Genomic DNA, 23178 nt, shown 5'->3' with positions numbered 1-23178 from the left:
ATAAATTTTACCGCATTTTCACACAAGTTTTCGCTTAGACCATTATTCTTTCAACTACTCTTTTATAGCTCTAAAAATACGGTAGCCTTTATCCTTCGTAACCTCTTCTACTTCGCCGAACAGCGATTCCAGCTTCGCTTCCGCCGACGGCGCTCCCTGCTTCTTCTGAATGACGACCCAAATGCTGCCGCCTTGCTCCAGCAGTTCGTACCCTTCCTCGAAAATCCGGTGTACGACGGCTTTCCCGGCGCGGATCGGCGGATTCGTCAGGATCGCATCGAACCTTTGCGAACGAACCGCCTCGAACAAATCGCTTTGCAAAACGGTTACGTTCCCGATTCCGTTCAGCTTCGCGTTCTCGCGCGACAGCTCGACCGCACGCTCGTTGATATCGATCATCGTCACATGTCCGGAGCTCGCCAGCTTCGCCGCCGTCAAGCCGATCGGACCGTAGCCGCAGCCGACGTCGAGCACCTTCGCGCCTGGCTCAAGCTCGAGCGAGTCTATTAATACCCGGCTTCCGTAATCGACGCCCGACTTGGAGAACACGCCGGCATCCGTCGTCAGCCGAAAGGAAAAACCTCTGAGCGTCACCTCATGGACATGGCGGTTACTCTTCGCGTCCGGGCTCTGGGCGTAATAATGATTCGACAAAAGATCACTCTCCCGCCAATAAAGTTAGTCTCGAACATGCAACGAACCCCTTGAAACCTGACGGATTCAAGGGGCTCGCCAGCCGTATCCACGCTATGCGCAAATGAACGGCTTTCTTATTTCAAGCGATATTACTTAACTTCAACAGCAGCGCCGGCTTCTTCAAGCTTAGCTTTGACGGCGTCAGCTTCGTCTTGAGCGACTTTTTCTTTGATCGCTTTAGGCGCGCTGTCAACCAGGTCTTTCGCTTCTTTCAGGCCAAGACCCGTGATTTCGCGAACGACTTTGATTACGTTGATTTTGGAAGCGCCAGCGCTTGTAAGGATAACGTCGAATTCCGTTTGAGCAGCCGCTTCTGCAGCGCCGCCGCCGCCAACTACTGCTACTGGAGCTGCAGCCGTTACGCCGAATTCTTCTTCGATTGCTTTAACGAGATCGTTCAGTTCAAGAACGGTCATAACTTTAATGGCTTCTAAGATTTGCTCTTTAGACATGGTTATACCTCCGAATGTTTGGGTTTATTTTTTTGGCATTGCTTATGCGGCCGGCCGATGCCGGTCCGTCATGACATGAACGCGAGCGAGCTCGCGATTAAGCTTCTTTCTGCTCGCCGACTGCTTTAACCGCAAGTGCGAAGTTGCGCATTGGAGCTTGCAATACGGATAGGAGCATCGAGAGCAAACCTTCGCGGGAAGGAAGCTCCGCAAGGGCTTTAACTTCTTCCATGCTTACGACTTTGCCTTCAACGATACCGCCTTTCAATTTCAGGGCGTCGTTTTTCTTAGCGAAATCGTTCAGGATTTTCGCCGGAGCGACAGCGTCGTCCTTGCCGAATGCAATAGCCGTTGGACCGGTCAAAATGTCGTTAAGCGCGACATAGTCCGTTCCTTCGTTTGCGCGACGAACGAGCGAGTTTTTCAAAACTTGGAAGTCAACACCCGCTTCACGAAGTTGTTTCCGAAGTTCAGTTACTTGCGCAACGTTCAATCCGCGGTAGTCGGCAACAACCGTGCTGGAGCTCGCTGCGATTTTAGCTGCGATTTCTTGTACCGCTTGTTGTTTCTCTTGGATGATATTTGCGTTAGCCAAACTGTACACCTCCCGTAATAGTATACATTCCGTTAATACGACGGGCTTTCCACGCCTCGATGCATGAGAAAGGCCTTCGCAGACGAAGCGAAGGCCATGATGTCGTTATCGCGCATCAACCCAATAGGATCGAATGTTGCTTTCAAACGTTTTATCATAACACCTCGGTAGGAAATTAAGCCTGCTGGCACCTACTGTCTACGGTATGCTTATTCGAATGTCGGTTCCGGTTTCTTAGCGGTATACCGCCGTGGAGACGCGAGCGCCAGGGCCCATCGTCGAAGAAACGGAAATGTTTTTCAGGTAAACCCCTTTAGCCGCGGCCGGTTTTGCCCGGTTGAGCGCGTCTACCAATGCTTTGAGGTTCTCGTTCAGCTTCTCGGCGTCGAACGATACTTTTCCGATTGGCGCGTGGATTTGACCTGCTTTGTCAAGGCGGTATTCGATTTTACCGGCTTTGATTTCTTGAACGGCTTTCGCAACGTCGAACGTTACCGTGCCGGCTTTCGGGTTAGGCATCAAGCCCTTACCGCCGAGAATCCGTCCAAGCTTACCAACTTCGGCCATCATGTCCGGCGTCGCTACGCAGACGTCGAATTCGAACCATCCTTGTTGGATTTTGTTGATCATGTCCGCATCGCCGACATAGTCAGCGCCTGCAGCTTCCGCTTCTTTCACTTTTTCGCCTTTCGCGAAAACGAGAACGCGTTTTGTCTTACCCGTACCGTGCGGCAATACGACTACTCCGCGAACGGCTTGGTCTTGCTTACGAGGGTCTACGCCCAAACGCACCGCAGCTTCGACGGACTCGTCGAATTTCGCGGTAGCCGCCTTCTTCACAAGCTCGATCGCTTCCAAAGGCTCGTATGTCGCTTCGCCGTCGATCAGCTTGGCGGCTTCCAAATACTTCTTGCCGTGTTTAGCCATTGTTAGTTCCTCCTCATGTGGTTATAGCGGAAATCCTCCTAAGGGATGATCCTCCCACCCGCAAAGCCGATGCTTTGCAAAGCGAACTGCCTTCCGGCAGGTTCCGCGCGCCGTCCCCGAAGGACGAGCGGCATTAGTCGACGATCGTTACGCCCATGCTGCGAGCCGTGCCTTCAACCATGCGCATTGCCGCTTCCACGGACGCTGCGTTAAGATCCGGCATTTTTTGCTCGGCGATTTCGCGAACTTTGTCGCGTTTAACCGTAGCGACCTTCTTCTTGTTCGGTTCGCCCGAACCCTTCTCGATACCTGCCGCTACGCGGAGCAACACTGCCGCCGGCGGCGTCTTGGTCTCGAAAGTGAAAGAACGGTCTTCGAATACCGTAATGACGACTGGAATAATCAAGCCTGCTTGATCCGCGGTACGAGCGTTGAACTCTTTACAGAACGCCATGATGTTAACGCCTGCTTGACCGAGTGCCGGACCGATTGGCGGCGCCGGGTTGGCTTTGCCCGCAGGAACCTGCAATTTAACCATCTTGATAACCTTTTTTGCCATGCATGACACCTCCTTACTTGGTAATCCGCGCGTAAACCGCACACGCCGTCTTGCAAGGCTCGGCCGTTACGCTTCTTGAAGCATTCACCGGAATGATCCGTTGATTTTGGAAACCGGATGCTATATCTTCTCCACTTGAGTGTAGTCCAGCTCAAGCGGGGTCTCCCTGCCAAACATGTTCACATGAACTTTCAGCTTCGCCTTGTCGAGCAGAATTTCTTCTACCGAACCTACGAAATCAGCAAATGGACCTACTTTGACGCGGACGGTTTCCTTGAGCTCGAATTCGATCTTCGGCTTAGGCTCTTCCATGCCCATGTGTTTCAAAATCTGATCCACTTCATCAGGCATTAGAGGAGTCGGCTTCGAACCAGACCCGGTTGACCCTACGAATCCCGTTACGCCGGGCGTATTGCGAACAACGTACCACGAATCGTCGGTTTGAACCATTTCCACCAGAACGTAGCCGGGGTAGACCTTGCGCTGGACGGTCTTCTTCTTGCCGTCCTTCTCTACCACTTCATCTTCCATCGGAACAAGGACGCGGAAAATTTTATCTTCCATGCCCATCGATTCAACCCGGCGCTCCAAATTGGCTTTTACCTTGTTCTCATAGCCGGAGTAAGTATGCACGACGTACCATCTTTTTTCCATCACAAATCCACCATTGGTCCCTTCTTAAACAATGAGTTCAACCAGAGACGAGATCCCGATGTCAAGAAGCCAGAAGTAAATCGTCACAAACGTGATCGTAAGCAAAACGACGATCGAGTAGCTTGTCAACTCTTTACGATTCGGCCAGCGGACCTTCTTCAGTTCCGCCCAGCTGTCGGCAAAAAAACCAAACGTCGTACCGAAGCCTTGCTTCAGTTTAGCCAAAAATGCCACGGTCACACCTCCAATTGACTATCTCGTCTCGCGATGAGGAGTCTGCTCGTTACAGAACTTGCAAAACTTCTTCAACTCGATGCGGTCGGGGTGATTGCGTTTGTTCTTGGTGCTCGCATAGTTCCTCTGTTTGCAGTTTGTGCATGCCAACGTGATAATTACCCGCATTGAATTACACCTCCCGAACTGCTGCAAAATACGAATCATGAAGCGCTATGATGCGGGGCATCGTCGCTTCAAAAGCCCAAAACGAAAAAAACCTCGATTTCAGGCCTACCTAAACACTTTATCATAGCGCAATTTTGATGTCAATGTAAAAGATAGGCTGTAACGCCTGCGAATCATTGGCAGCAAAACCGACACCGGGCTCGTTCTATCAGTATAGTCTAGTCGAGCTCTTTTAAAACAAAAAAGGACGTCGATTCCATTTCCGAAACCGCCAAATGGAAGACAGCCCTTCTTTATGATGAATGTATAGCCCTTTGTTATCCGCCGATGTCCCGGACTTCCAAATAGCGTTCGAGCTTGCGCTTCACGCGCTGCAGCGCGTTATCGATCGACTTCACATGCCTGTCCAGGTCGACGGCGATCTCCTGATAGGATCTTCCGTCCAAATACAGCATAAGTACTTTGCGTTCCAGATCGCTAAGGATTTCGGACATCTTGTCTTCCAGGCCGACGAATTCTTCTTGATTGATGATCAGCTCTTCCGGGTCGGAAACCCTCGTGCCGCAAATGACGTCCAGAAGCGTGCGGTCCGAATCTTCATCATAAATGGGCTTATCGAGCGATACGTAGGAATTGAGCGGAATATGTTTTTGGCGCGTAGCTGTTTTGATGGCGGTTATGATCTGCCTCGTGATGCACAATTCCGCAAAGGCCTTGAAGCTGGCAAGCTTGTCCCCCTTGAAATCGCGTATCGCTTTGTATAAGCCGATCATTCCCTCTTGGACGATGTCTTCACGATCCGCGCCGATAAGAAAGTAGGAGCGAGCCTTCGCCCTCACGAAATTCTTATACTTATTGATCAAATATTCCAGCGCAATGCTGTCGCCGTTGCGGACCGCTTCCACGATTTCCTCGTCCGTACTGCTGTCATACTCGAGCGTACTCCATTCTTTGAGGTCGATGCTCACGAACTATCCCTCCGGCCTGCAAGGCGTACACCGCTAGATTATAGAATCTCAACGTTCAAGAAACATAGAGCCAGTATACATGATGCAACCTTACACCGTCAACCGACGGGGCCGCCCAAAGCCATCGATTTAATGGTGAATTTGTAACATTGTGGGATAGCCTTCCCCCGTTATTTCTCGCCGCGCCTAAGGCGCTCGAGCTGGCTGCGCACCTCGAGGCTGAGGATGCCGTCGAGCGAATTGCGCCGTCCGGGCTTCTCTTCGCGCAGCGATTGCTCGATGTTTTTGCGGTTCTGCCCGATGTCGATCAGAAGCTCCCGCGCGGAGACGCGAAGCGCGCCCTTGCCGAACGCGACATGCTGCTCGACCAAATCGGAGGTCGCCACGTAGATGTTCCTTCGCCTCGCGAACAGCTCCGAGCATAGGCGCTCGATGCACTCGTCGGCCGTTTCCTTCTCCTTCGTATAGACGATCGTCAGCTTGTGCTGCCGGTACGTCTTTCCGAGACCGGGCACCTGATGCGCGTCGAAAATGACGTATACCTGCATGCCCGTAAAGCCCTGGTAGTCCGCCAGCATGTCCAGCAGCTTGTCCCTCGCTTCTTCCAGGTCATGCTCCTTCAGCTTCTCGAGTACCGGCCACGCGCCGATCATGTTGTATCCGTCGACTAACAAAATATCGTCGCGCCGGTTCATGCCTTATTCGCTCCGGCGCTGCCGGACGACCTCGTACATCAGCACGCCTGCCGCAACGGACGCGTTAAGCGAATTCAATTGCCCGAGCATCGGCAGCTTTACGAGAAAATCGCATTTCTCCTTGATCAGCCTTCCCATCCCTTTGCTCTCGTTGCCGATCACGATCGCCAGCGGCATGTCGAATTTCGTCTTGTAGACGTCCTGCGCCGCGCTCACGTCGGTACCGGCGACCCATACGCCCGCTTCTTTCAGCTTATCGATCGTCTGCGCGAGATTCGTCACGCGCGCGACCGGTACATGCTCAGCCGCGCCTGCCGACGTCTTCAGCACCGTGGCGGTCAGACCGGCCGAACGGCGCTTCGGAATAATGACGCCGTGGGCGCCCGTGCATTCCGCCGTACGCAGAATCGAGCCCAAATTATGCGGATCCTCGATTTCGTCCAGCAGCAGAATAAACGGCGCCTCCCCGCGTTCGGCCGCGCGCGCGAGCAGATCCTCCGGCTCGGCGTAGGCAAAAGCGGCCGCCTGCGCGACGACGCCTTGATGCGCGATCCCGGGAGCCAGGCCGTCAAGCTTGCGCTTATCGACGAATTGAACGACGATGCCGTTCTTCTTCGCTTCCGCCACGATCGGCTGGGTCAAGCTTTTTTGCGATCCTTCGGCGATCCATATTTTATTCAGTTCACGACCGGAACGCAGCGCCTCGAGCACGGGATGCTTGCCGGCGATGATTTCCTCCTGGTTCGTTAGTTCGGTCATCGGTTATCCTCCTATATGGCGGCGGGAAGGGATCAGGAAGATCCTTCCTCGCCAAGCCCAATCCTAAGCAGTTCGTGCAATCGGCCGGTTCGTCCTTCGTAATATAAATATCCGACCAGGCTTTCGAGCGCCGTCGCGAGCCGGTAGTCGGCCGGATCCGCGTTCTTTGGGGGATTGCCCGACTTGGCGTTGCGTCCCCGCCGGACGACGTCCGCCTCCTCCTCCGTCAAATGGGGCTGCCAGCGCTCCAGCACCGCGCGCTGCCCTTTGGCGGACACGTATCTGGTCGCCTCGCGGTGCAGATGATTCGATTTCTGGTTCGGGAGCGAGATCAGGTACTGTCTGACCAGCAGCTCGTATACCGCGTCTCCGATATAAGCGAGGACGACGGGATTCATCAGCTGCGGCGGCTTGGCCGGCAAATGAAACAGCAGCGCGCTTCCTTCTTCCCGCCCGTTCATTTGCGCCGCCAACGGATACCTTGCGGCGTATCCTCCAGGACGATGTTTTTTTCCGTTAACAAGTCGCGGATTTCATCGGCTCTTGCCCAGTTTTTCGATTTGCGCGCTTCCGTTCTTTCGACGATGAGCTGTTCGATGTCCGCGTCGAGCAGACCGGCATCCGCCTGCGGAACAGGCAGCAAGCCGAGCACGGCGTCCATCCGCTCAAGCAAGGCCAACAGCGCGCGAAGTCCTGCCGCGGACGCGTCCGGACGGTTCATGTACTGGTTCGCCTCCGTTACGAGGTCGAACAGGGCGGTAATGGCGTCCGGCGTATTGAAATCGTCGCTCATCTTTGTATGGAACTGGTCGAGAATCGCATCCAGCCGCGCGGCAAGCCCGGCGTCGACCTGGGCCTCCGAAGTCCGCGATCCCGTCTCCGCCGAGAGACGATGCTTCAGGTTGGCCGCGCAATTGGCGATCCGCTCCACGCTGTTCTCCGCCTGCGCGATCGTCTCGTCGCTGAAATTAATGGGGCTGCGGTAGTGGGCGGAAAGCATGAAATAGCGGATGGCGGCCGGCTTAACCTTCTTCACCAGCTCGTGCACCGTAATGCCGTTGCCGAGCGATTTCGACATTTTCTCGTTATTGATGTGAATATAGCCGTTATGCATCCAGTAGTTCGCCAGCGGCTTGCCCGTAAGCGCCTCGGACTGCGCCACCTCGCACTCGTGGTGCGGGAACTGCAGGTCGTGGCCGCCGCCGTGGATATCGATCGTGTCGCCGAGATAATCGCGGGCCATCGCCGAGCATTCGATATGCCAGCCCGGACGTCCTTCGCCGAACGGGCTCTCCCACTTGATCTCGCCGGGCTTGGCGCCCTTCCATAGCACGAAATCCTGCGGGTTCTCCTTCCGCTCGCTCGTCTCGACCCGGATGCCGAACTGCAGCTCATCGAGGTTCTGATGGGACAGCTTGCCGTATTCGGCAAAAGCCGAGGTGCGGAAATAGACATCCCCCTCGCTCGCATAGGCATAGCCTTTGTCGATCAAGCTTTGAATAAACGCGACGATCTGCGGAATGTGGTCCGTCACGCGCGGATTGATCGTCGCCTTGCGGATGCCGAGCGCCTCGATATCCTCATAGAACGCGGCGATGAACCTCTCCGCCACCTCCGGCACCGTCGTGCCGAGCTGCTCCGCCTTGTTGATCAGCTTGTCGTCCACGTCGGTGAAGTTGACGACGTATTGCACCTCGTTCCCGATATCCTCCAAATAGCGGCGGACGACGTCGAAAAAAATTGCGGGACGCGCGTTGCCGATATGGATATAATCGTAGACGGTCGGCCCGCATACGTACATTTTCACCTTGCCCGCTTCCAGCGGCTCGAACGTCTCTTTCTTGCGCGTTAACGTATTGTATATCGTTACGGTCATTTTCTCAATTCTCCTTCTGCTACAGGTTCCCGAGCCTTATGCAGCTCCAGCTCGGCCTTCAAATCGTCGATTTCCTTCTGCATCGCGCGGAACATTTCGATCACCGGATCGGGCAGCTGCGTATGGTCGAGCCGGTCCCCCACGCGCTGGCCGTCCCGCTTCACGACGCGTCCCGGGTTGCCGACGACCGTGCAATTCGCCGGCACCTCGCGCAGCACGACCGCGTTCGAGCCGATGTTCGAATAGTCGCCCACGCTGAAGGAGCCGAGCACCTTCGCGCCCGAACCGATGACGACGTTGTTGCCGATCGTCGGATGGCGCTTGCCCTTCTCCTTGCCCGTTCCCCCAAGCGTCACCCCTTGATAGATGACGACGTCGTCCCCGATTTCGCATGTCTCCCCTATAACGACGCCCATTCCGTGGTCGATGAACAGCCTGTCGCCGATCCGGGCGCCGGGATGAATCTCGATGCCCGTCATGAAGCGGCTGACCTGCGAGATGATACGGGCGAGCGTGAACCATCCCCTGCGGTATAGCGGATGAGCAATGCGGTGAGCCCATATGGCGTGCAGGCCCGAATACGTGAAGACGACCTCGAAGCGGCTGCGGGCAGCCGGATCGTTCTCGAATACCGCTTGAATGTCCGATCGAAAATGGCGAAACATAGTCAAGACTCCTTTTTACTTGCGCTATAATTTCTGATGTATAAAAAAAAGCCCCCGCAGCATCGAATGCTGCAGAGGCGTATTATCACGCGGTTCCACTCTGCTTGAACATGCCTTCCGGCGGCTCGGCCTGAAAGTCGTTCGTCTTAGATGTCTTTAACGCAGACGCTACGTTGCCGCCTACCCCGCTGTCAAGCGGCTCGGAGCAAGGCTCCCAGGTGCATATTTCCGTTCGGCGGACTAGACAACTCCCAGCCCCATCCCTCTCCCCGCTGCGTCTTCCAAGCAGCGCCGATTCGAATGACGGTTGTCCTCTCTGCGAATCCGCTGGCAAACGTACTTCTCCTGATCACGGCCGTTCCACACTAATTAATATTAGTCATAGTATACCGAATAAGCAAAAAGGTGACAAGGGCGTTTCTCGCGCCGCCCGACCCTCCGCCTCCTTCGGATGCCTTCGCCTCGCGGCTTATCCGTTTAAGCGAACGCGCAAGCGGCCGATGACCTTCTCCTTGCCGAGCAGCGCGATCGACTGGTTCAAGTCCGGTCCGTGCGTTTGCCCGGTCAGCGCGGCGCGGATCGGCATGAACAGCTGCTTCCCTTTGAAGCCGGTCGACTTCTGCACGCTCTTGATCATGTCCTTGATCCCGTCTACGTCGAATTCCGTTTCGCCCGCTTCCACCAAGCCAAGGAACGCCCCCAGCACGGCCGGCACCTGCTCTTCGGCCAGAACGGCCGCGGCATCGTCCTCGTCGGCCACCGTCTCGCGGAAGAACAGTTCCGTCAGCGGAACGATCTCCGCCGCGTAGCGCAGCTTATCCTGATGAAGCGCGACGAGATCCGTCGCCCAGGTGCGAACTTCCGCGACGAGATCCTCCGGCAGCCGGCCCGCCTGCTGCAAATGCGGGATGCACAGATCGACCAGTCGGTTCAGATCGGCTTTTTTCAAGTACTCGTTGTTCATCCAGCTCAGCTTCTGCGTATCGAATACGGCCGGGCTCTTGCTGAGGCGGTCCGGATTGAACGCCCCGATCAGCTCGTCGCGCAGGAACATCTCCTGCTCCCCTTCGGGCGACCAGCCGAGCAGGGCGATAAAGTTGAACATCGCTTCCGGCAAATAACCTAGCTCGTCGTATTGCGAGATGAATTGAATGATGGACTCGTCGCGCTTGCTCAGCTTCTTGCGCTGCTCGTTCACGATGAGCGTCATGTGGCCGAACCTCGGCGGCTCCCAGCCGAACGCCTCGTAGATCATAAGCTGGCGCGGCGTGTTGGAGATATGGTCCTCGCCGCGCAGGACGTGGCTGATCTTCATCAAATGGTCGTCAAGCGCGACGGCGAAGTTATACGTCGGAATGCCGTCCTTCTTCACGATGACGAAATCGCCCATCTCGGCCGTATCGAAGCTGATCGCCCCTTTCACCATATCGTCGAACGCGTAGCTGCGCTTCTCCGGCACGCGGAAGCGGATGCTCGGCACGCGGCCTTCCGCTTCGAACGACCGGCGCTGCTCCTCGGTCAGATCGCGGTGACGGCCGGAGTAGCGAGGCGTCTCGCCGCGCCCCAGCTGCTCCTCGCGCTCCCGCTCGAGTTCCTCTTCCGTGCAGTAGCAGCGATAGGCGAGACCGCGGTCCAGCAGGTCCTGCCAATAGTTTTTGTAAATATCGAGACGCTCCGTCTGGCGGTAAGGACCGTAGCCGCCTCCAATGTCGACGCTCTCGTCCCAATCGATGCCGAGCCACTTCAAGTACTTCAGCTGGCTTTCTTCCCCGCCGGCCACGTTGCGCTTCACGTCCGTATCCTCGATCCGGATGATGAACTTTCCGCCGCGGCTTCTCGCGAACAAATAATTGAATAAGGCCGTTCTGGCATTGCCGATATGTAAATGGCCCGTCGGAGACGGCGCATAACGCACGCGAACTTCTGCCGTCATTGATATCCCTCCTTGAAGTTGTGCCAATCAAATCCCGCTTCGAATACGGGCGCTTAATTATATAATCCCGATCATAGCACATCCTTAATTAAGCAAACAACCGATTGCGCCGCAATTCCTTCGCCGCGCCCCGCGAAGCCGAGCGTCTCCGTCGTCGTCGCCTTCACGTTCACCTGGGCAACGTCCGCGCCAAGCGCCTTCGCGATAATTTCCGTCATTTGGGGAATGTAAGGCAGCATCTTGGGCCGCTGCGCGATGATCGTCGAATCGATATTGCCGAGCTTGTAGCCGCGCTCGCGCGCAAGGGACCAAACATGCTCAAGCAGCTTCAAGCTGTCGGCGTCCTTATACTCGGCATCCGTGTCCGGAAAGTGCTTCCCGATATCGCCCAGCGCGAGCGCGCCGAGAATCGCGTCCGATACGGCATGCAGCAGCACGTCCGCGTCGGAATGCCCGAGCAGCCCCTTCTCGTAAGGAATCGTCACCCCTCCGATAATGCAAGGACGCCCTTCCACCAGCTGATGCACGTCAAAGCCTTGTCCAACCCGAATCATACGTCATCCCTCTTCCCCTCTGACCGGCGCCGTGAGAGCAAAAATTCCGCCCACGGCAAATCTTCCGGCGTCGTTATTTTTATATTCGTATAGTCGCCTTCCGCGACGGCTACCTGTACGCCCATGCGCTCGACGGCCATCGCGTCGTCCGTTCCGACGAAGCCTTCCGACTCCGCGCGCGCAAGCGCCTTAAGCAGCAAGACGCGCCGAAAAGCCTGCGGCGTCTGTATCGCCCACAAGCTTCGGCGGTCCGGCGTGGACACGATGATCCCCGCTTCGTTCACTTGCTTGATCGTATCCTTCACCGGCACGGCAAGCACCGCCGCTCCGTTCTTCTCGGCTGCCGCGCAGCAGGCGCGGACCGCTTCCGCCGTCACGAGCGGACGGACGCCGTCATGGACCATCGCCCACTCCGTCGTAAGGGCGGCCAGCCCGCGATGGACCGAATGCTGACGCTCCTTGCCGCCTTCCACGACCGCCGTCACCTTCGTCAGTTTATACTCGCGAACCCATTGCCGGCACCGCTCGACGTCGGCGCTTCCGACGACGAGCGCCGCTTCCTCCACCTCGCCGAGCGACTGGAACAGCTCAAGCGTATGAACGAGTATCGGCTTGTCCGCCAGCCGCAAATATTGCTTGCTTTCCTTCGTGCCCATCCGCGTCCCGCGTCCGGCCGCGACGACCACGACTCCCCAACCTGCTCCCATTCGTTCAACCTGCCTCGCACCGTAATAGTACCATCATACCTTGTTACAGCGCTTTTTCCAACAGCTTCGGCTTGGCAAAGATCATCCGGCCCGCCGACGTCTGCAGGACGCTCGTCACGAGCACCTCCATCGTCGTGCCGATGTATTCCCGGCCGCCTTCCACGACGATCATCGTGCCGTCGTCCAAATAAGCGACGCCTTGGCCATGCTCCTTGCCGTCCTTTATCACTTGAACAATAATTTCTTCACCCGGCAGAACGACCGGCTTCACCGCATTGGCCAAATCATTAATATTCAGCACCGATACGCCTTGCAGCTCGCACACTTTATTCAGGTTGAAGTCGTTGGTGACGACCTTGCCGCGAAGCGCCTTCGCCAGCTTCACCAGCTTGCTGTCCACTTCGCCGATCTCCTCGAAATCGCCTTCGTAGATGAGAACCTTGACGTCGAGCTCCTTTTGGATTTTGTTCAAAATATCGAGCCCGCGGCGCCCTCTGTTGCGCTTGAGCAAATCCGAAGAATCCGCGATATGCTGCAGCTCCTCGAGCACGAATTCGGGAATGACGAGCGTGCCTTCGATAAACCCGGTTTTGCAAATATCCGCGATCCGGCCGTCGATAATGACGCTCGTATCCAAAATTTTATGCTCCTCGTAACCGCTCTTTTCCTCCGCCGCCGGCAAGCTTCTGCGCTTTTCCAGCAGCGCCGCGAACCCCGCCGCGATCTCTTCCTGCTTATGCAGCCCGATCCTCATGCCCACGTAACCGAAAACCAGCATCAACGCCGCGGGAAGCAGACGGCCGATCCCGTCCAGCCCGGCGACGGCCGGATAGAGCAGCACCGCGAGCAGAAGGCCCGAGAGCAGTCCTCCCGCTCCGGCGAGCAGCTGCGGCATCGGCATCCCCGCCGTCTGCTCCGCGCCGCTTTGCATGTATCGAATGATTTTGCCTGCGAGCATCGTCGCAGCGATAACGCCGAAAGCCGCGCCGATGGCTACGTTCATGTAATAAGTGCCGGACCGCTGAAGCATTCCGAAGGAAGAGCCGGACCATACGGCCGCTCCGTTCATCCACCCGTACACTTCACCCCCGGCCATACCGCCGAACAACATCCCTATCAATTGAATTATTCGTCTAACCATTATGGTTCACCTCCACTACAATTATGTTCTAATAATTGTCTTGTTAATCGTGGGGGGCCGTTTTCTTGCAAACATTTATTTTTTTTAATAATTCACATTTTGAAAACGTTCCTTCGGAGCCTTATAATGGGAATTGAGGTTACTACACAAGAGGTTGGTGAAAGAGGTGGAACCGATGAGTGCTCCAACATTGAATCAATTTCAGCAGCAAGTATCGGAATTGCTGCTTAGACACCGGAGCCTGCTGGATGTCATGTCGAAGTTCGGACAATCAGGCGCTTCCGTTAACCGCACGGTCACGAAGGCCGTTACGGATTGCGGCTGCATTGAACTTAATGCCAAGAAGCAGCAATACTCGGACGGGCTGAATCTCGAGGAAGCGAAGGCGACGTTGCAGAGCCATCTAACGGGCACCGTATGCGAGCATTGCCGGGACGCGCTCAAATCCGAGCTTGGCCGCAACCTGTTTTACATGACTGCATTATGTAATCAGCTTAATATTCAACTGGATGAAGTTGTAGCGAACGAATACGACAAATGCACGACGCTTGGATTATTTAACCTGACTTGATGCGGATCGCCGGACTGTCAAGCCGCCGCAGCAGCGACACACAAGTGTAAACGGCTGACGCAACGCACGAACCGCTAGCTGCATCTTACACAGCTCGGTTCTGTGCCGTCCTTTAGTGTCATAAGCTCGTTTCACGATGAAAAAAACCGCTCGATCCATTCCTCCTCGGGGGAGATGAATCGGCGGTTTTTGTTTTAGGCCGTCGTTTCGGATTGCACCGGATCTTCCGGCTGATCCGACGCTTTGCCGCGCTTGCGGCTGCGCTTCTTAAGGCGTCGGTCAACGTTTTTTTTTAGGCCGTACAGCGCGTAAAGCAGCAGCGGCACGAACAAAATTTTGGACAGCTCGTTCTTGAACACGAGTCCGAGAACGATCGCCGCGATAATGACGAGCGGTACGACCCACACCGCGCTCTTCGGTATGCCGACCTTCTTGAAATTCGGATATTTAATGGTGCTAACCATTAGAATGGACAGCAGCAGCGTGCTGGCCAGCAGCACCGATACGTAAATGTCGTCTTTGAATAAAGCAAGCGTCGCCAGCACGCCGCCGGCGGCCGGGATCGGAAGTCCGATAAAATAGCCCGGGGCGCTCGCAATCACATTAAAGCGGGCAAGCCTGAGCGCGCCGCAAATCGGGAACAAGGCCGTTACGATCCACGCGAATGCCGGATTGAGTTCTTGAAAAGCGACCACATACATAATAAAAGCCGGAGCCACGCCAAACGAAATGACATCGGCTAACGAGTCGAGCTCTTTGCCGAATTCGCTTTGGGCGTTCAGCGCCCGGGCAACGCGTCCGTCCACCCCGTCGAGCAGCATCGCGATCAAGACCATCATCGCCGCCGTGTCCGGTTTTTCGTTAAAAACAAGAATGATGGCGATTACTCCTAGGAATAGGTTCCCCACCGTGAGAAGGCTCGGTATCGACTTTGTGATCATCTTTTCCACCTCTTCTCTACTATGCCCCAAAACCTTTAACGAATGTATCGCAACGTCGCAAGGCCACATTCAGTCTATTGTATGGGATTTAAATTTGCCTGTCAATGAACATCTGTTCTTGAATCCGCTTCAGGCCTTCCTTGATCGCGCGCGCCCGCACTTCCCCGATTCCGTCCACTTCGTCGAGCTCCTCGATTGTCGCCATCAGAATATGGGGCAAGCGGCTGAAGCGCTCGACCAGGTTGTTCATGATGATCAGCGGCAGCCTCGGGATTTTGTTGAGCAGCCGGTAGCCGCGCGGCGATACCGATTCGTCGATCATGTTGTTCGTATGCGGATAACCGATCAGACGCACGATCGGAGGGGCGTCGAGCAGCTCGTCGGAGCTGAGCTTCTTCAATCCGGCGCGAATTTCCCTGATTTTCTCGTCCGAGTTTTCCTTCGCGTAATCCTTGAGCAAATACCAGGCGTCCTCTTCCACGCCGCCGACCAGCTCATCCATCTGCATGCTGATCAGTCGGCCTTCCGTCCCGAGCTCGTTGACGTAGCGCTTGATTTCCATCTTGATGCGAAGCACCATTTCGACCCGCTGGATGACGTGGGCCACTTCCTGCAGCGTGACGAGCTCCTCGAATTCGAGCGCGGACAGGTTGGTGAAGGACTGGCTGAGCACGGCCTTATATTTCTCCAGCGTCTGAATCGCTTGGTTCGCCTTGGTCAGAATGACGCCCATATCCTTCAGCGAATAGCGAAGATTGCCTTGATACAGCGTAATGATATTCCGGCGCTGGGAGATCGAGACGACGAGCTTGCCCGTCTGCTTGGCAACCCGCTCCGCCGTACGGTGTCGGATGCCGGTCTCGATCGACGGGATCGAGCTGTTCGGAATCAGCTGAGTATTCGCGTACAAAATCCGTCTCATATCCTCGCTCATAATAATAGCCCCGTCCATCTTGGCAAGTTCATACAAGTAGTTCGGCGAGAAGTCGCAATTGATGGAGAAGCCGCCATCGACGACCTCCATCACTTCCGGGCTGTAGCCGACCACGATGAGCGCCCCCGTCTTGGCGCGAAGCACGTTCTCGAGCCCTTCCCGAAAAGGGGTGCCTGGCGCGACTAATTGCAATAATTGGTTCATGATTTCAATCTGGGTTGGTTCCTTCATCATCTGCCCCCTATCCAAGCGCTGCCTTGAGTGCTTCCGCCACCGTGGTGACGCCGATTATTTCGATGCCCGAAGGCGGCTTCCAGCCCTTCAAGCTTTTCTCCGGCATAATGATCCTCTTGAAGCCGAGCTTCTCCGCTTCCTTCACCCGCTGCTCCGCCCGCGATACGGCGCGCACCTCGCCCGTTAGCCCGACTTCGCCGAAGATGACGTCGTACGGCTTCGTCGGCGCGTCGCGGAAGCTGGAAGCCAGGCTGACCGCCGCCGCCAGATCGACGGCCGGCTCATCCAGCTTGACCCCGCCTGCGACGTTAAGATAGGCGTCCTGCGTCTGAAGGAACATGCCGTTGCGTTTCTCCAGCACCGCGATGATGAGCGCCATCCGGTGATGGTCGATTCCGGCCGCCATCCTTCTCGGCGACGGGAAGTTCGTCGTCGCGACGAGCGCCTGCAGCTCGACCAGAATCGGCCTCGTGCCCTCCATGCTCGCGACGACCGTCGAGCCCGATACGCCGAGCGGGCGCTCGGAGAGGAACAGCTCGGACGGATTGGATACTTCGCGCAGCCCGTCCTCGCCCATTTCGAAAATGCCGATTTCGTTCGTTGAACCGAACCGGTTCTTGACCGCTCTCAGCAGCCGGTATGTATGATGCCGCTCCCCTTCGAAATAGAGGACGCAATCCACCATATGCTCGAGCAATCTCGGCCCCGCGATCGCCCCTTCCTTGGTCACGTGTCCGACAAGCACCGTCGCGATGCCTTTGATTTTGGCGACCCGCATGAAATGCGCCGTGCATTCGCGAACCTGGGACACGCTTCCGGGCGCGGATTGCACGTTCGGATCGTATACGGTCTGAATCGAGTCGATGACGAGGAAATCCGGCTGCACCGATTCGACCGCCTCGTTAATTTGCTCCATATTGGTCTCGCATAATACATAAAGAGTTTCCGTCAGCGCGCCGAGACGGTCTGCCCGAAGCTTCGTCTGGCGCACCGACTCCTCCCCGGAAATATAAAGCACCCGCAGCCCTTTGACCGCGAGGGCGTGGGAGGTTTGCAGCAGGAGCGTCGATTTCCCGATGCCCGGATCCCCGCCGACCAATATGAGCGAGCCGGGCACGACGCCTCCGCCGAGCACCCGGTTCAGCTCCAGCATCTTCGTTTCTATGCGCGGCTCCTGCCCGCTCTCTATATGTATGATGGATTGCGGCTTTTCTTTCGCATGAATCGACGATAATCCGACGCCCTTCGTCTTGACGACCGTCTCCTTTTCTTCCACCATGGAATTCCATGCATGGCAGCCCGGGCATTTGCCGAGCCACTTCGCCGATTCGGTGCCGCATTCCGTGCAGACGAATTTCGATTTGATTTTGGCCATGATATGCTCCTTACCATTGACAATATATAAAGTTTACCATTTAATCTTCATCGTATAAACCCACCTTGTGCACGAATTTGCTCCTGCGCGGCAAGAACGGTTTCGATATTCACATTCGACTCGTTCCTCATCGTTTAATATCGGATTTATCCACAGAATTATTAACATTTTATACACTTTATCCACATACTGTAGACTTGCCCCCAATCGGGATAACAGGGCAGAAAAAGAACCCGTTATCCACAAGTGGATAACGGGTTCTTCGCTAATTTCGGTTATTTCGTCGCCGGCTCTTCGGAAGCGGGCTCGGCTTGCGCCTTCGTGACGACGAGCGCGCCGTCCTTCTCGTCGATGACGAACGAATCGCCCTTGCGGATATTGCCCATCAGCAGCTCCTCGGAGATGCGGTCCTCGATATGCTTCTGGATCGCCCGGCGCAGCGGACGCGCTCCGTATGCCGGATCGAAGCCTTCCTTCGCCAGGAACGCTTTCGCCGAATCGGTGAGCGCGAAGTCCACTTCCTGCTCGCGCAGCCGCTTGCGCAGCTCCTCCGACATCAGCGTGACGATTTGAGCGATATGCTCCTCGCCGAGCGAGTGGAATACGATCGTCTCGTCGATCCGGTTCAGGAACTCCGGACGGAAGCTCTTCTTAAGCTCCGCCATTACTTTGTCCTTCATGACGGCGAAATCGCGTCCCGCATCCTGCGTCGCCGTAAAGCCGAGCGAAGAATTGCGCTTGATTTGATCGGCGCCGACGTTGGACGTCATGATGATCAGCGTGTTGCGGAAGTCGACGACCCGGCCTTTCGAGTCGGTCAAGCGGCCATCCTCGAGCACTTGCAGCAGGATGTTGAACACTTCCGGATGCGCCTTCTCGATTTCGTCGAGCAGCACGACCGAATATGGCTTGCGGCGAACCTTCTCCGTCAGCTGTCCGCCTTCTTCATATCCGACGTAGCCCGGAGGCGCTCCGACCAGACGCGAGGTCGAATGCTTCTCCATGTACTCCGACATATCGATGCGGATCACCGCGTTCTCGTCGCCGAACATCGATTCGGCCAGCGCTCTGGCGAGCTCCGTCTTCCCGACGCCGGTCGGTCCGAGGAAGATGAACGAGCCGATCGGACGTTTCGGATCCTTAAGGCCGGCGCGGGCGCGGCGGATGGCGCGGGCGACCGACTTCACGGCGTCGTCCTGGCCGATGACGCGGTCGTGGAGAATCGACTCCATCTTCAGCAGGCGCTCGGTTTCTTCTTCGGCCAGCTTGCTGACCGGAATTCCGGTCCAGCTTGCCACGACCTGCGCGATATCTTCAGGCGTAACCTCGGAATCGGTGCGGCCCTGCTTTTCTTTCCATTGGTTTTTCGTAACGTCCAGCTCTTCGCGAATCTTCTGCTCGGTATCGCGAAGCGCCGCCGCCTTCTCGAATTCCTGGCTCTGAACCGCCGCGTCCTTCTCCTTGCGGATGTCCTCCAGGCGGCTTTCCAGCTGCTTCAAGTTCGGCGGGATCGTATAGGAATTGAGCCGTACCTTCGATCCGGCCTCGTCGATCAGGTCGATCGCTTTGTCCGGCAGGAACCGGTCCGGTATATAACGGTCCGACAGCTTCACCGCTTGCACGATCGCGTCGTCCGTAATTTTCACTCGGTGATGCGCTTCGTAACGGTCGCGCAGGCCGTACAAAATTTGAATCGCCTCGTCCGTCGAAGGCTGATCCACCGTAATCGGCTGGAACCGGCGCTCGAGGGCCGCGTCCTTCTCGATATATTTCCGGTATTCGTCGAGCGTCGTGGCGCCAATGCACTGCAGCTCGCCGCGCGCCAGCGCCGGCTTCAAAATATTCGAAGCGTCGATCGCGCCTTCCGCGCCGCCCGCGCCGATCAGCGTATGCAGCTCGTCGATGAACAGAATGATGTTGCCCGCTTGACGGATTTCATCCATGATCTTCTTCAGCCGGTCCTCGAATTCGCCGCGGTACTTCGTTCCCGCGACGACGGAACCCATATCGAGCGTCATGACGCGCTTGTCGCGCAGCGTCTCCGGAATTTCGTTGGCGATGATCTTCTGCGCCAAACCTTCGGCGATCGCCGTCTTGCCGACGCCCGGTTCCCCGATAAGGACCGGATTGTTCTTCGTCCGGCGGCTCAGCACCTGGATGACGCGCTCGATTTCCTTGCTGCGGCCGATAACCGGATCGAGGTTGCCTTCTTTCGCGAACGCGGTAAGGTCCCTCGCCAGACCGTCAAGCGTCGGCGTGCTCACGTTCGCTTGCGAGCCGTGGTTGCTCGATACCGCCTCGCTGCTTCCGAGCAGCTGCAGCACTTGCTGGCGTGCCTTGTTCAGGCTGATGCCGAGGTTGTTCAGCACGCGCGCCGCCACGCCTTCCCCTTCACGAATCAGCCCGAGCAGGATATGCTCCGTGCCGACGTACGTATGGCCGAGCTTCCTTGCTTCATCCATGGACAGCTCGATGACTTTTTTGGCGCGAGGCGTATAGGCGATATTGTTCGGCTGCTCTTGGCCGCGTCCGATCAGCGCCTCGACCTCGTCCTGGATTTTCTCGAGACCCAGCCCGAGTCCGATTAGCGCTTTCGCCGCGATGCCTTCCCCTTCGCGTATCAAGCCAAGCAAAATATGCTCCGTGCCGATATTGTTATGTCCGAGCCGAACCGCTTCCTCCTGCGCCAATGCGAGCACCTTCTGCGCCCGTTCTGTAAAACGTCCAAACATCATATTCATGCACCCCCATGATCGGATTCACCGCTTAATTTTTTGCGAATGAGCTCTGCTCTGCGCACGTCCCGCTGCTCCGCGCTCAACTTCTCCTGGAAGGTTTGCTGCAGGAAGCCGGGCTGCGTCATGACGAGCAGTTCGTTAAGAACCTGCGTGCCCGCCACCGGCAAAAGACCGAGATCCGCGCCAAGCCGCACGTCGGACAGCCGCTGCGCCGCTTCTTTGGAATCCATGACGGACGCATAGGACAAAATCCCGAACGACCGTCTGATGCGATCCTCGATCCGCAGCCGCGAATCTTGCATCAAGCGCTTGCGAGCCGCCTTCTCATGCTCGATAATTTGCCGGGCAACGCCGTACAGGTTATCGATGATTTCATTCTCGGATTGGCCCAGCGTCACTTGGTTCGACACCTGGAACAGGTTGCCGAGCGCTTCGCTGCCTTCCCCGTACAAGCCTCTAACCGCCAATCCGACTTGCGTAACCGCCGACAAAATGCGGTTGATTTGACTTGTGAGCACGAGAGCCGGCAAATGCATCATGACCGACGCCCGGATGCCCGTTCCGACATTCGTCGGACAAGTCGTCAAGTAACCGCGCCTCTCGTCGAAGGCGTAATCGGCTTCTTCTTCGAAAATATCGTCAATGCCGCTGGCCAACGCCCAAGCCTCCTGGATTTGAAAACCCGGGTACAAACATTGGATGCGCAAATGGTCTTCTTCGTTAATCATAATGCTGACCGATTCGTTCTCGCTCAGGATAACCGCTCCGCTGCGCGACTCGTTCGCGAGGCTCGGGCTGATCAGATGCTTTTCGACGAGCACCCGCTTATCGAGCTCCGTAAGCTCGGACAACGGGATCGTCTCGAACTCGCCGATGATCGGCGTCAGCTTGCCTGACCGGCTAACCTCCGTCAGCTGCTCCATTACTTCCTTCGCCTGCTGGTTCGTGGACAGCATCGGGAACGGCTGATGGCGCAAGTTGCGGGCGATGCGAATACGGCTGCTGATGACGATTTCGGATTCCGGACCTTCATCCTTCATCCATTCGCTAAGCGCATGCTGCGTAAATCGATGATTCGTCAAAACACCTGGTCACTCCTTCCTTCCCCATCTACAAATCCGCTATTTTGCGCTCCAGCTCGCGAATCCGATCCCGAAGCTGAGCCGCGTTCTCGAATTCTTCGTTCTCGATCTTCGCCTGCAAATCCCGTCTAAGCTGCTCGATTTCCCGCTTGCACTTGATTTGGCCGCCGGAGCGCTTTGGAATTTTGCCGGTATGAACGGTGCCGCTGTGTACCCGCTTGAGCAGAGGATCGAGCTTATCGGCAAAGGCCTGATAGCAATTACTGCAGCCGAAGCGCCCGATCTTGCTGAACTGGGCGTAGGTGAGGCCGCATTCCTCGCATCGCTGGGCCGGCTGCTGCTTCATGCCTCCGCCGATTCCGGCATTGCCGAGCTGCTCGAAATCCAGAAGCCCGGACAATAAGCTATGGATGGAGAAGCTATTGGGAGCTCCGGGAATGCCTTCACCCTTCTCGCGGGCGCAGCTTTCGCAAATATGGAATTCGGTCTTCTCACCGTTAACGATTTTCGTAAAATGAAGCGTGGCCGGCTTCTTACCGCATTCTTGGCAATACAAGCCTGGATCCCTCCTTCCGGTCGCAACGGACCTCGCCGTTATTTCACCAGCAATGAAATGAGCATCGAGCGAAGCAGCCTCGCTCTGATCTCGTCCCTTAGCGGCAGCTTCAGCGCGATCGTCTCCCGATGCACGGCCGCACGCAGCAAGCCCGCCTCCCGCCTCGTGATGAGCTCCGCTTCCTCAAGCTGGTAGATCAATCCTTCCGCCGCGCCTTGATCGACGCGTTCGCCAATCGTCTGCTCGATATGGGATTGAATCGATTTCAATGCCGGAAGATCGATCCGCTGGATGCGGATGTATCCGCCGCCGCCGCGCTTGCTTTCGACCATGTACCCCTTCTCCAAAGTGAATCGGGTACTGATGACGTAATTGATCTGCGACGGCACGCAAGAAAATTTGTCAGCCAAATCGTTGCGCTGAATTTCGACCGCGCCTTCCGGACTGTCCTGGAGCATGTGCTTCAAATACTGTTCGATGAGATCGGATATGTTACGCAAACAACCAACCTCCCTGCTATAAACCGGTAAACCAAAATTGAGCCTTCAAATCAAAAAGGTCGTTAGCCGTTATCGACATATGCGAAATATTCTGATAACTGACTTTGACTTTCTTTGACTTTGATTTATATTATATGCAAAATGTTCAAAAGGTCAAGTGCATCGGACAAACCTTTTTATAATAGCTTGGTGCGGCGGGAAGCCGTTTATACATGAGCCTGGCCTTTTGCCCGTATGAAAAAATGCCCCTCTCCGAGGTCGCTCGTACCTTAGGATGGATCGTTATCGAACCTTGTCTTGCCGAACCACGAGGGATGAAGTCGCCTTCTTCTTCGCATAAACAACAAAAAACCTACCGCATGCATGCGGTAGGTTCCTCGTGCTTGGCGATGGCCTTTCCGCACCGGACGGATAAGCTTCTTGGCGAACGCTTCGAGGTCGGCGTCTGAACCTCTAAGGACGGCCACCTTCGTCGAGTTGCTTCGATCGGAAGGTTCAGACACTCTCCCAACAAGGAGAGGTAGAAGTCGCCATACATACAGAAAAAACCTGTCACAGTAAATTGTGACAGGTCTTCTGTGCTTGGCGACGTCCTACTCTCCCAAGACCCTGCGGTCTAAGTACCATCGGCGCTGGAGGGCTTAACGGTCGTGTTCGGTATGGG

At 56.1% G+C, this 23178-nt stretch carries 27 protein-coding genes, 1 rRNA gene and 1 other annotated feature; of the genes, 2 read left to right on the top strand and 26 right to left on the bottom strand.

Features of this window, described 5'->3' with window-relative positions; all coding sequences use genetic code 11:
• Positions 1-54 precede the first annotated feature (54 nt).
• The 18 genes from IDH41_RS26875 to IDH41_RS26790 all read right to left on the bottom strand — a co-directional run bounded on the left by IDH41_RS26875 (position 55) and on the right by IDH41_RS26790 (position 13583).
• Positions 55-654, bottom strand: coding sequence for a class I SAM-dependent methyltransferase (locus tag IDH41_RS26875; RefSeq protein WP_190866711.1), 600 nt, complete (start codon positions 652-654; stop codon positions 55-57).
• A gap of 131 nt (positions 655-785) precedes the next feature.
• Entirely contained in the window at positions 786-1148 is a 363-nt protein-coding gene (gene rplL / locus IDH41_RS26870; RefSeq protein WP_190866709.1) for a 50S ribosomal protein L7/L12, read from the bottom strand.
• Between the two features lie 97 nt (positions 1149-1245).
• Positions 1246-1743: a 50S ribosomal protein L10 gene (gene rplJ, locus IDH41_RS26865; protein WP_190866707.1), complete on the bottom strand. Its 498-nt coding sequence runs from the start codon at positions 1741-1743 to the stop codon at positions 1246-1248.
• Positions 1744-1799: 56 nt separating this feature from the next.
• Positions 1800-1965, bottom strand: a sequence feature (ribosomal protein L10 leader region).
• A gap of 12 nt (positions 1966-1977) precedes the next feature.
• Positions 1978-2670, bottom strand: coding sequence for a 50S ribosomal protein L1 (rplA, locus tag IDH41_RS26860; RefSeq protein ID WP_190866705.1), 693 nt, complete (start codon positions 2668-2670; stop codon positions 1978-1980).
• Between the two features lie 133 nt (positions 2671-2803).
• Positions 2804-3229, bottom strand: coding sequence for a 50S ribosomal protein L11 (gene rplK, locus IDH41_RS26855; protein ID WP_028609671.1), 426 nt, complete (start codon positions 3227-3229; stop codon positions 2804-2806).
• A 120-nt stretch (positions 3230-3349) separates the two neighbouring features.
• Positions 3350-3883: a transcription termination/antitermination protein NusG gene (gene nusG, locus IDH41_RS26850; RefSeq protein WP_190866703.1), complete on the bottom strand. Its 534-nt coding sequence runs from the start codon at positions 3881-3883 to the stop codon at positions 3350-3352.
• A gap of 24 nt (positions 3884-3907) precedes the next feature.
• Entirely contained in the window at positions 3908-4117 is a 210-nt protein-coding gene (gene secE / locus IDH41_RS26845; protein ID WP_190866701.1) for a preprotein translocase subunit SecE, read from the bottom strand.
• An 18-nt stretch (positions 4118-4135) separates the two neighbouring features.
• Positions 4136-4285: a 50S ribosomal protein L33 gene (gene rpmG, locus IDH41_RS26840; protein WP_028609674.1), complete on the bottom strand. Its 150-nt coding sequence runs from the start codon at positions 4283-4285 to the stop codon at positions 4136-4138.
• A 317-nt stretch (positions 4286-4602) separates the two neighbouring features.
• Positions 4603-5253 carry an RNA polymerase sporulation sigma factor SigH gene (sigH, locus tag IDH41_RS26835; protein ID WP_190866699.1) on the bottom strand — a complete coding sequence of 217 codons (651 nt, stop codon included), beginning with the start codon at positions 5251-5253 and terminating at the stop codon, positions 4603-4605.
• 170 nt (positions 5254-5423) lie between these two features.
• On the bottom strand, positions 5424-5948 hold the full coding sequence (locus IDH41_RS26830; RefSeq protein ID WP_190866697.1) for an NYN domain-containing protein: 525 nt from the start codon (positions 5946-5948) through the stop codon (positions 5424-5426).
• 3 nt (positions 5949-5951) lie between these two features.
• Entirely contained in the window at positions 5952-6707 is a 756-nt protein-coding gene (gene rlmB, locus IDH41_RS26825) for a 23S rRNA (guanosine(2251)-2'-O)-methyltransferase RlmB (RefSeq protein WP_190866695.1), read from the bottom strand.
• A 32-nt stretch (positions 6708-6739) separates the two neighbouring features.
• Positions 6740-7168: a Mini-ribonuclease 3 gene (locus IDH41_RS26820; protein WP_190866694.1), complete on the bottom strand. Its 429-nt coding sequence runs from the start codon at positions 7166-7168 to the stop codon at positions 6740-6742.
• Positions 7165-8583 carry a cysteine--tRNA ligase gene (cysS, locus tag IDH41_RS26815; protein WP_190866692.1) on the bottom strand — a complete coding sequence of 473 codons (1419 nt, stop codon included), beginning with the start codon at positions 8581-8583 and terminating at the stop codon, positions 7165-7167. The genes IDH41_RS26820 and cysS overlap by 4 nt, the downstream gene beginning before the upstream one ends.
• Positions 8580-9248: a serine O-acetyltransferase gene (gene cysE / locus IDH41_RS26810; RefSeq protein WP_190866690.1), complete on the bottom strand. Its 669-nt coding sequence runs from the start codon at positions 9246-9248 to the stop codon at positions 8580-8582. Before cysE ends, cysS begins: the two co-directional genes overlap by 4 nt.
• 469 nt (positions 9249-9717) lie before the next feature.
• Entirely contained in the window at positions 9718-11181 is a 1464-nt protein-coding gene (gene gltX / locus IDH41_RS26805; protein ID WP_190866688.1) for a glutamate--tRNA ligase, read from the bottom strand.
• 71 nt (positions 11182-11252) lie between these two features.
• Entirely contained in the window at positions 11253-11735 is a 483-nt protein-coding gene (ispF, locus tag IDH41_RS26800; protein ID WP_190866686.1) for a 2-C-methyl-D-erythritol 2,4-cyclodiphosphate synthase, read from the bottom strand.
• The gene (ispD, locus tag IDH41_RS26795) at positions 11732-12442 is read right to left on the bottom strand and encodes a 2-C-methyl-D-erythritol 4-phosphate cytidylyltransferase (protein ID WP_190866685.1); all 711 of its coding nucleotides are present in this window, start codon (positions 12440-12442) and stop codon (positions 11732-11734) included. Before ispD ends, ispF begins: the two co-directional genes overlap by 4 nt.
• Positions 12443-12485: 43 nt before the next feature.
• Positions 12486-13583 carry a PIN/TRAM domain-containing protein gene (locus tag IDH41_RS26790; RefSeq protein ID WP_190866683.1) on the bottom strand — a complete coding sequence of 366 codons (1098 nt, stop codon included), beginning with the start codon at positions 13581-13583 and terminating at the stop codon, positions 12486-12488.
• 175 nt (positions 13584-13758) lie between these two features.
• Here IDH41_RS26790 and IDH41_RS26785 point away from each other — a divergent pair, with 175 nt between their 5' ends.
• Positions 13759-14154 carry a nucleoside triphosphate pyrophosphohydrolase family protein gene (locus IDH41_RS26785; protein WP_190866681.1) on the top strand — a complete coding sequence of 132 codons (396 nt, stop codon included), beginning with the start codon at positions 13759-13761 and terminating at the stop codon, positions 14152-14154.
• Positions 14155-14348: 194 nt separating this feature from the next.
• On the opposite strand, the gene pssA is transcribed toward IDH41_RS26785, so the two are convergent.
• The 7 genes from pssA to IDH41_RS26750 all read right to left on the bottom strand — a co-directional run bounded on the left by pssA (position 14349) and on the right by IDH41_RS26750 (position 22514).
• Complete coding sequence (gene pssA / locus IDH41_RS26780; protein ID WP_190866679.1) at positions 14349-15095, bottom strand: CDP-diacylglycerol--serine O-phosphatidyltransferase; 747 nt, start codon at positions 15093-15095, stop codon at positions 14349-14351.
• 88 nt (positions 15096-15183) lie between these two features.
• Positions 15184-16260 carry a DNA integrity scanning diadenylate cyclase DisA gene (disA, locus tag IDH41_RS26775; protein WP_190866677.1) on the bottom strand — a complete coding sequence of 359 codons (1077 nt, stop codon included), beginning with the start codon at positions 16258-16260 and terminating at the stop codon, positions 15184-15186.
• 10 nt (positions 16261-16270) lie between these two features.
• Positions 16271-17638 (bottom strand): DNA repair protein RadA, encoded by a 1368-nt coding sequence (radA, locus tag IDH41_RS26770; protein WP_190866676.1) that lies wholly within the window; start codon positions 17636-17638, stop codon positions 16271-16273.
• Between the two features lie 275 nt (positions 17639-17913).
• On the bottom strand, positions 17914-20373 hold the full coding sequence (gene clpC / locus IDH41_RS26765; protein WP_190866674.1) for an ATP-dependent protease ATP-binding subunit ClpC: 2460 nt from the start codon (positions 20371-20373) through the stop codon (positions 17914-17916).
• Between the two features lie 2 nt (positions 20374-20375).
• A complete protein-coding gene (locus IDH41_RS26760) occupies positions 20376-21416 on the bottom strand; it encodes a protein arginine kinase (protein ID WP_397328664.1) in 1041 nt (346 codons plus the stop codon).
• A gap of 70 nt (positions 21417-21486) precedes the next feature.
• Positions 21487-22014 (bottom strand): UvrB/UvrC motif-containing protein, encoded by a 528-nt coding sequence (locus tag IDH41_RS26755; protein ID WP_190866670.1) that lies wholly within the window; start codon positions 22012-22014, stop codon positions 21487-21489.
• Positions 22015-22052: 38 nt separating this feature from the next.
• A complete protein-coding gene (locus IDH41_RS26750; protein ID WP_190866668.1) occupies positions 22053-22514 on the bottom strand; it encodes a CtsR family transcriptional regulator in 462 nt (153 codons plus the stop codon).
• Between the two features lie 212 nt (positions 22515-22726).
• Here IDH41_RS26750 and IDH41_RS26745 point away from each other — a divergent pair, with 212 nt between their 5' ends.
• Positions 22727-22963, top strand: coding sequence for a hypothetical protein (locus tag IDH41_RS26745; protein ID WP_190866666.1), 237 nt, complete (start codon positions 22727-22729; stop codon positions 22961-22963).
• A 131-nt stretch (positions 22964-23094) separates the two neighbouring features.
• Here IDH41_RS26745 and rrf read toward each other — a convergent pair.
• Positions 23095-23178: ribosomal RNA gene (gene rrf, locus IDH41_RS32310) — 5S ribosomal RNA — on the bottom strand; the annotation flags it as partial.

Origin of the sequence: Paenibacillus arenilitoris (assembly GCF_014705655.1) — a bacterium.
Lineage (GTDB): Bacteria > Bacillota > Bacilli > Paenibacillales > Paenibacillaceae > Pristimantibacillus > Pristimantibacillus arenilitoris.
The sequence above is the reverse complement of the archived record's forward strand: the minus strand, read 5'-3'. Positions and strand labels throughout refer to the sequence as shown.

Bases quoted from the DNA above. Each gene is read 5' to 3' on its own strand.
- rplL (WP_190866709.1), bottom strand. From the start codon at position 1,148: ATGTCTAAAGAGCAAATCTTAGAAGCCATTAAAGTTATGACCGTTCTT.
- rplA (WP_190866705.1), bottom strand. From the start codon at position 2,670: ATGGCTAAACACGGCAAGAAGTATTTGGAAGCCGCCAAGCTGATCGAC.
- rplK (WP_028609671.1), bottom strand. From the start codon at position 3,229: ATGGCAAAAAAGGTTATCAAGATGGTTAAATTGCAGGTTCCTGCGGGC.
- nusG (WP_190866703.1), bottom strand. From the start codon at position 3,883: ATGGAAAAAAGATGGTACGTCGTGCATACTTACTCCGGCTATGAGAAC.
- rpmG (WP_028609674.1), bottom strand. From the start codon at position 4,285: ATGCGGGTAATTATCACGTTGGCATGCACAAACTGCAAACAGAGGAAC.
- IDH41_RS26830 (WP_190866697.1), bottom strand. From the start codon at position 5,948: ATGAACCGGCGCGACGATATTTTGTTAGTCGACGGATACAACATGATC.
- rlmB (WP_190866695.1), bottom strand. From the start codon at position 6,707: ATGACCGAACTAACGAACCAGGAGGAAATCATCGCCGGCAAGCATCCC.
- IDH41_RS26820 (WP_190866694.1), bottom strand. From the start codon at position 7,168: ATGAACGGGCGGGAAGAAGGAAGCGCGCTGCTGTTTCATTTGCCGGCC.
- cysS (WP_190866692.1), bottom strand. From the start codon at position 8,583: ATGACCGTAACGATATACAATACGTTAACGCGCAAGAAAGAGACGTTC.
- cysE (WP_190866690.1), bottom strand. From the start codon at position 9,248: ATGTTTCGCCATTTTCGATCGGACATTCAAGCGGTATTCGAGAACGAT.
- gltX (WP_190866688.1), bottom strand. From the start codon at position 11,181: ATGACGGCAGAAGTTCGCGTGCGTTATGCGCCGTCTCCGACGGGCCAT.
- ispF (WP_190866686.1), bottom strand. From the start codon at position 11,735: ATGATTCGGGTTGGACAAGGCTTTGACGTGCATCAGCTGGTGGAAGGG.
- ispD (WP_190866685.1), bottom strand. From the start codon at position 12,442: ATGGGAGCAGGTTGGGGAGTCGTGGTCGTCGCGGCCGGACGCGGGACG.
- IDH41_RS26790 (WP_190866683.1), bottom strand. From the start codon at position 13,583: ATGGTTAGACGAATAATTCAATTGATAGGGATGTTGTTCGGCGGTATG.
- IDH41_RS26785 (WP_190866681.1), top strand. From the start codon at position 13,759: ATGAGTGCTCCAACATTGAATCAATTTCAGCAGCAAGTATCGGAATTG.
- pssA (WP_190866679.1), bottom strand. From the start codon at position 15,095: ATGATCACAAAGTCGATACCGAGCCTTCTCACGGTGGGGAACCTATTC.
- disA (WP_190866677.1), bottom strand. From the start codon at position 16,260: ATGAAGGAACCAACCCAGATTGAAATCATGAACCAATTATTGCAATTA.
- radA (WP_190866676.1), bottom strand. From the start codon at position 17,638: ATGGCCAAAATCAAATCGAAATTCGTCTGCACGGAATGCGGCACCGAA.
- clpC (WP_190866674.1), bottom strand. From the start codon at position 20,373: ATGATGTTTGGACGTTTTACAGAACGGGCGCAGAAGGTGCTCGCATTG.
- IDH41_RS26760 (WP_397328664.1), bottom strand. From the start codon at position 21,416: ATGAAGGATGAAGGTCCGGAATCCGAAATCGTCATCAGCAGCCGTATT.
- IDH41_RS26745 (WP_190866666.1), top strand. From the start codon at position 22,727: ATGAGCCTGGCCTTTTGCCCGTATGAAAAAATGCCCCTCTCCGAGGTC.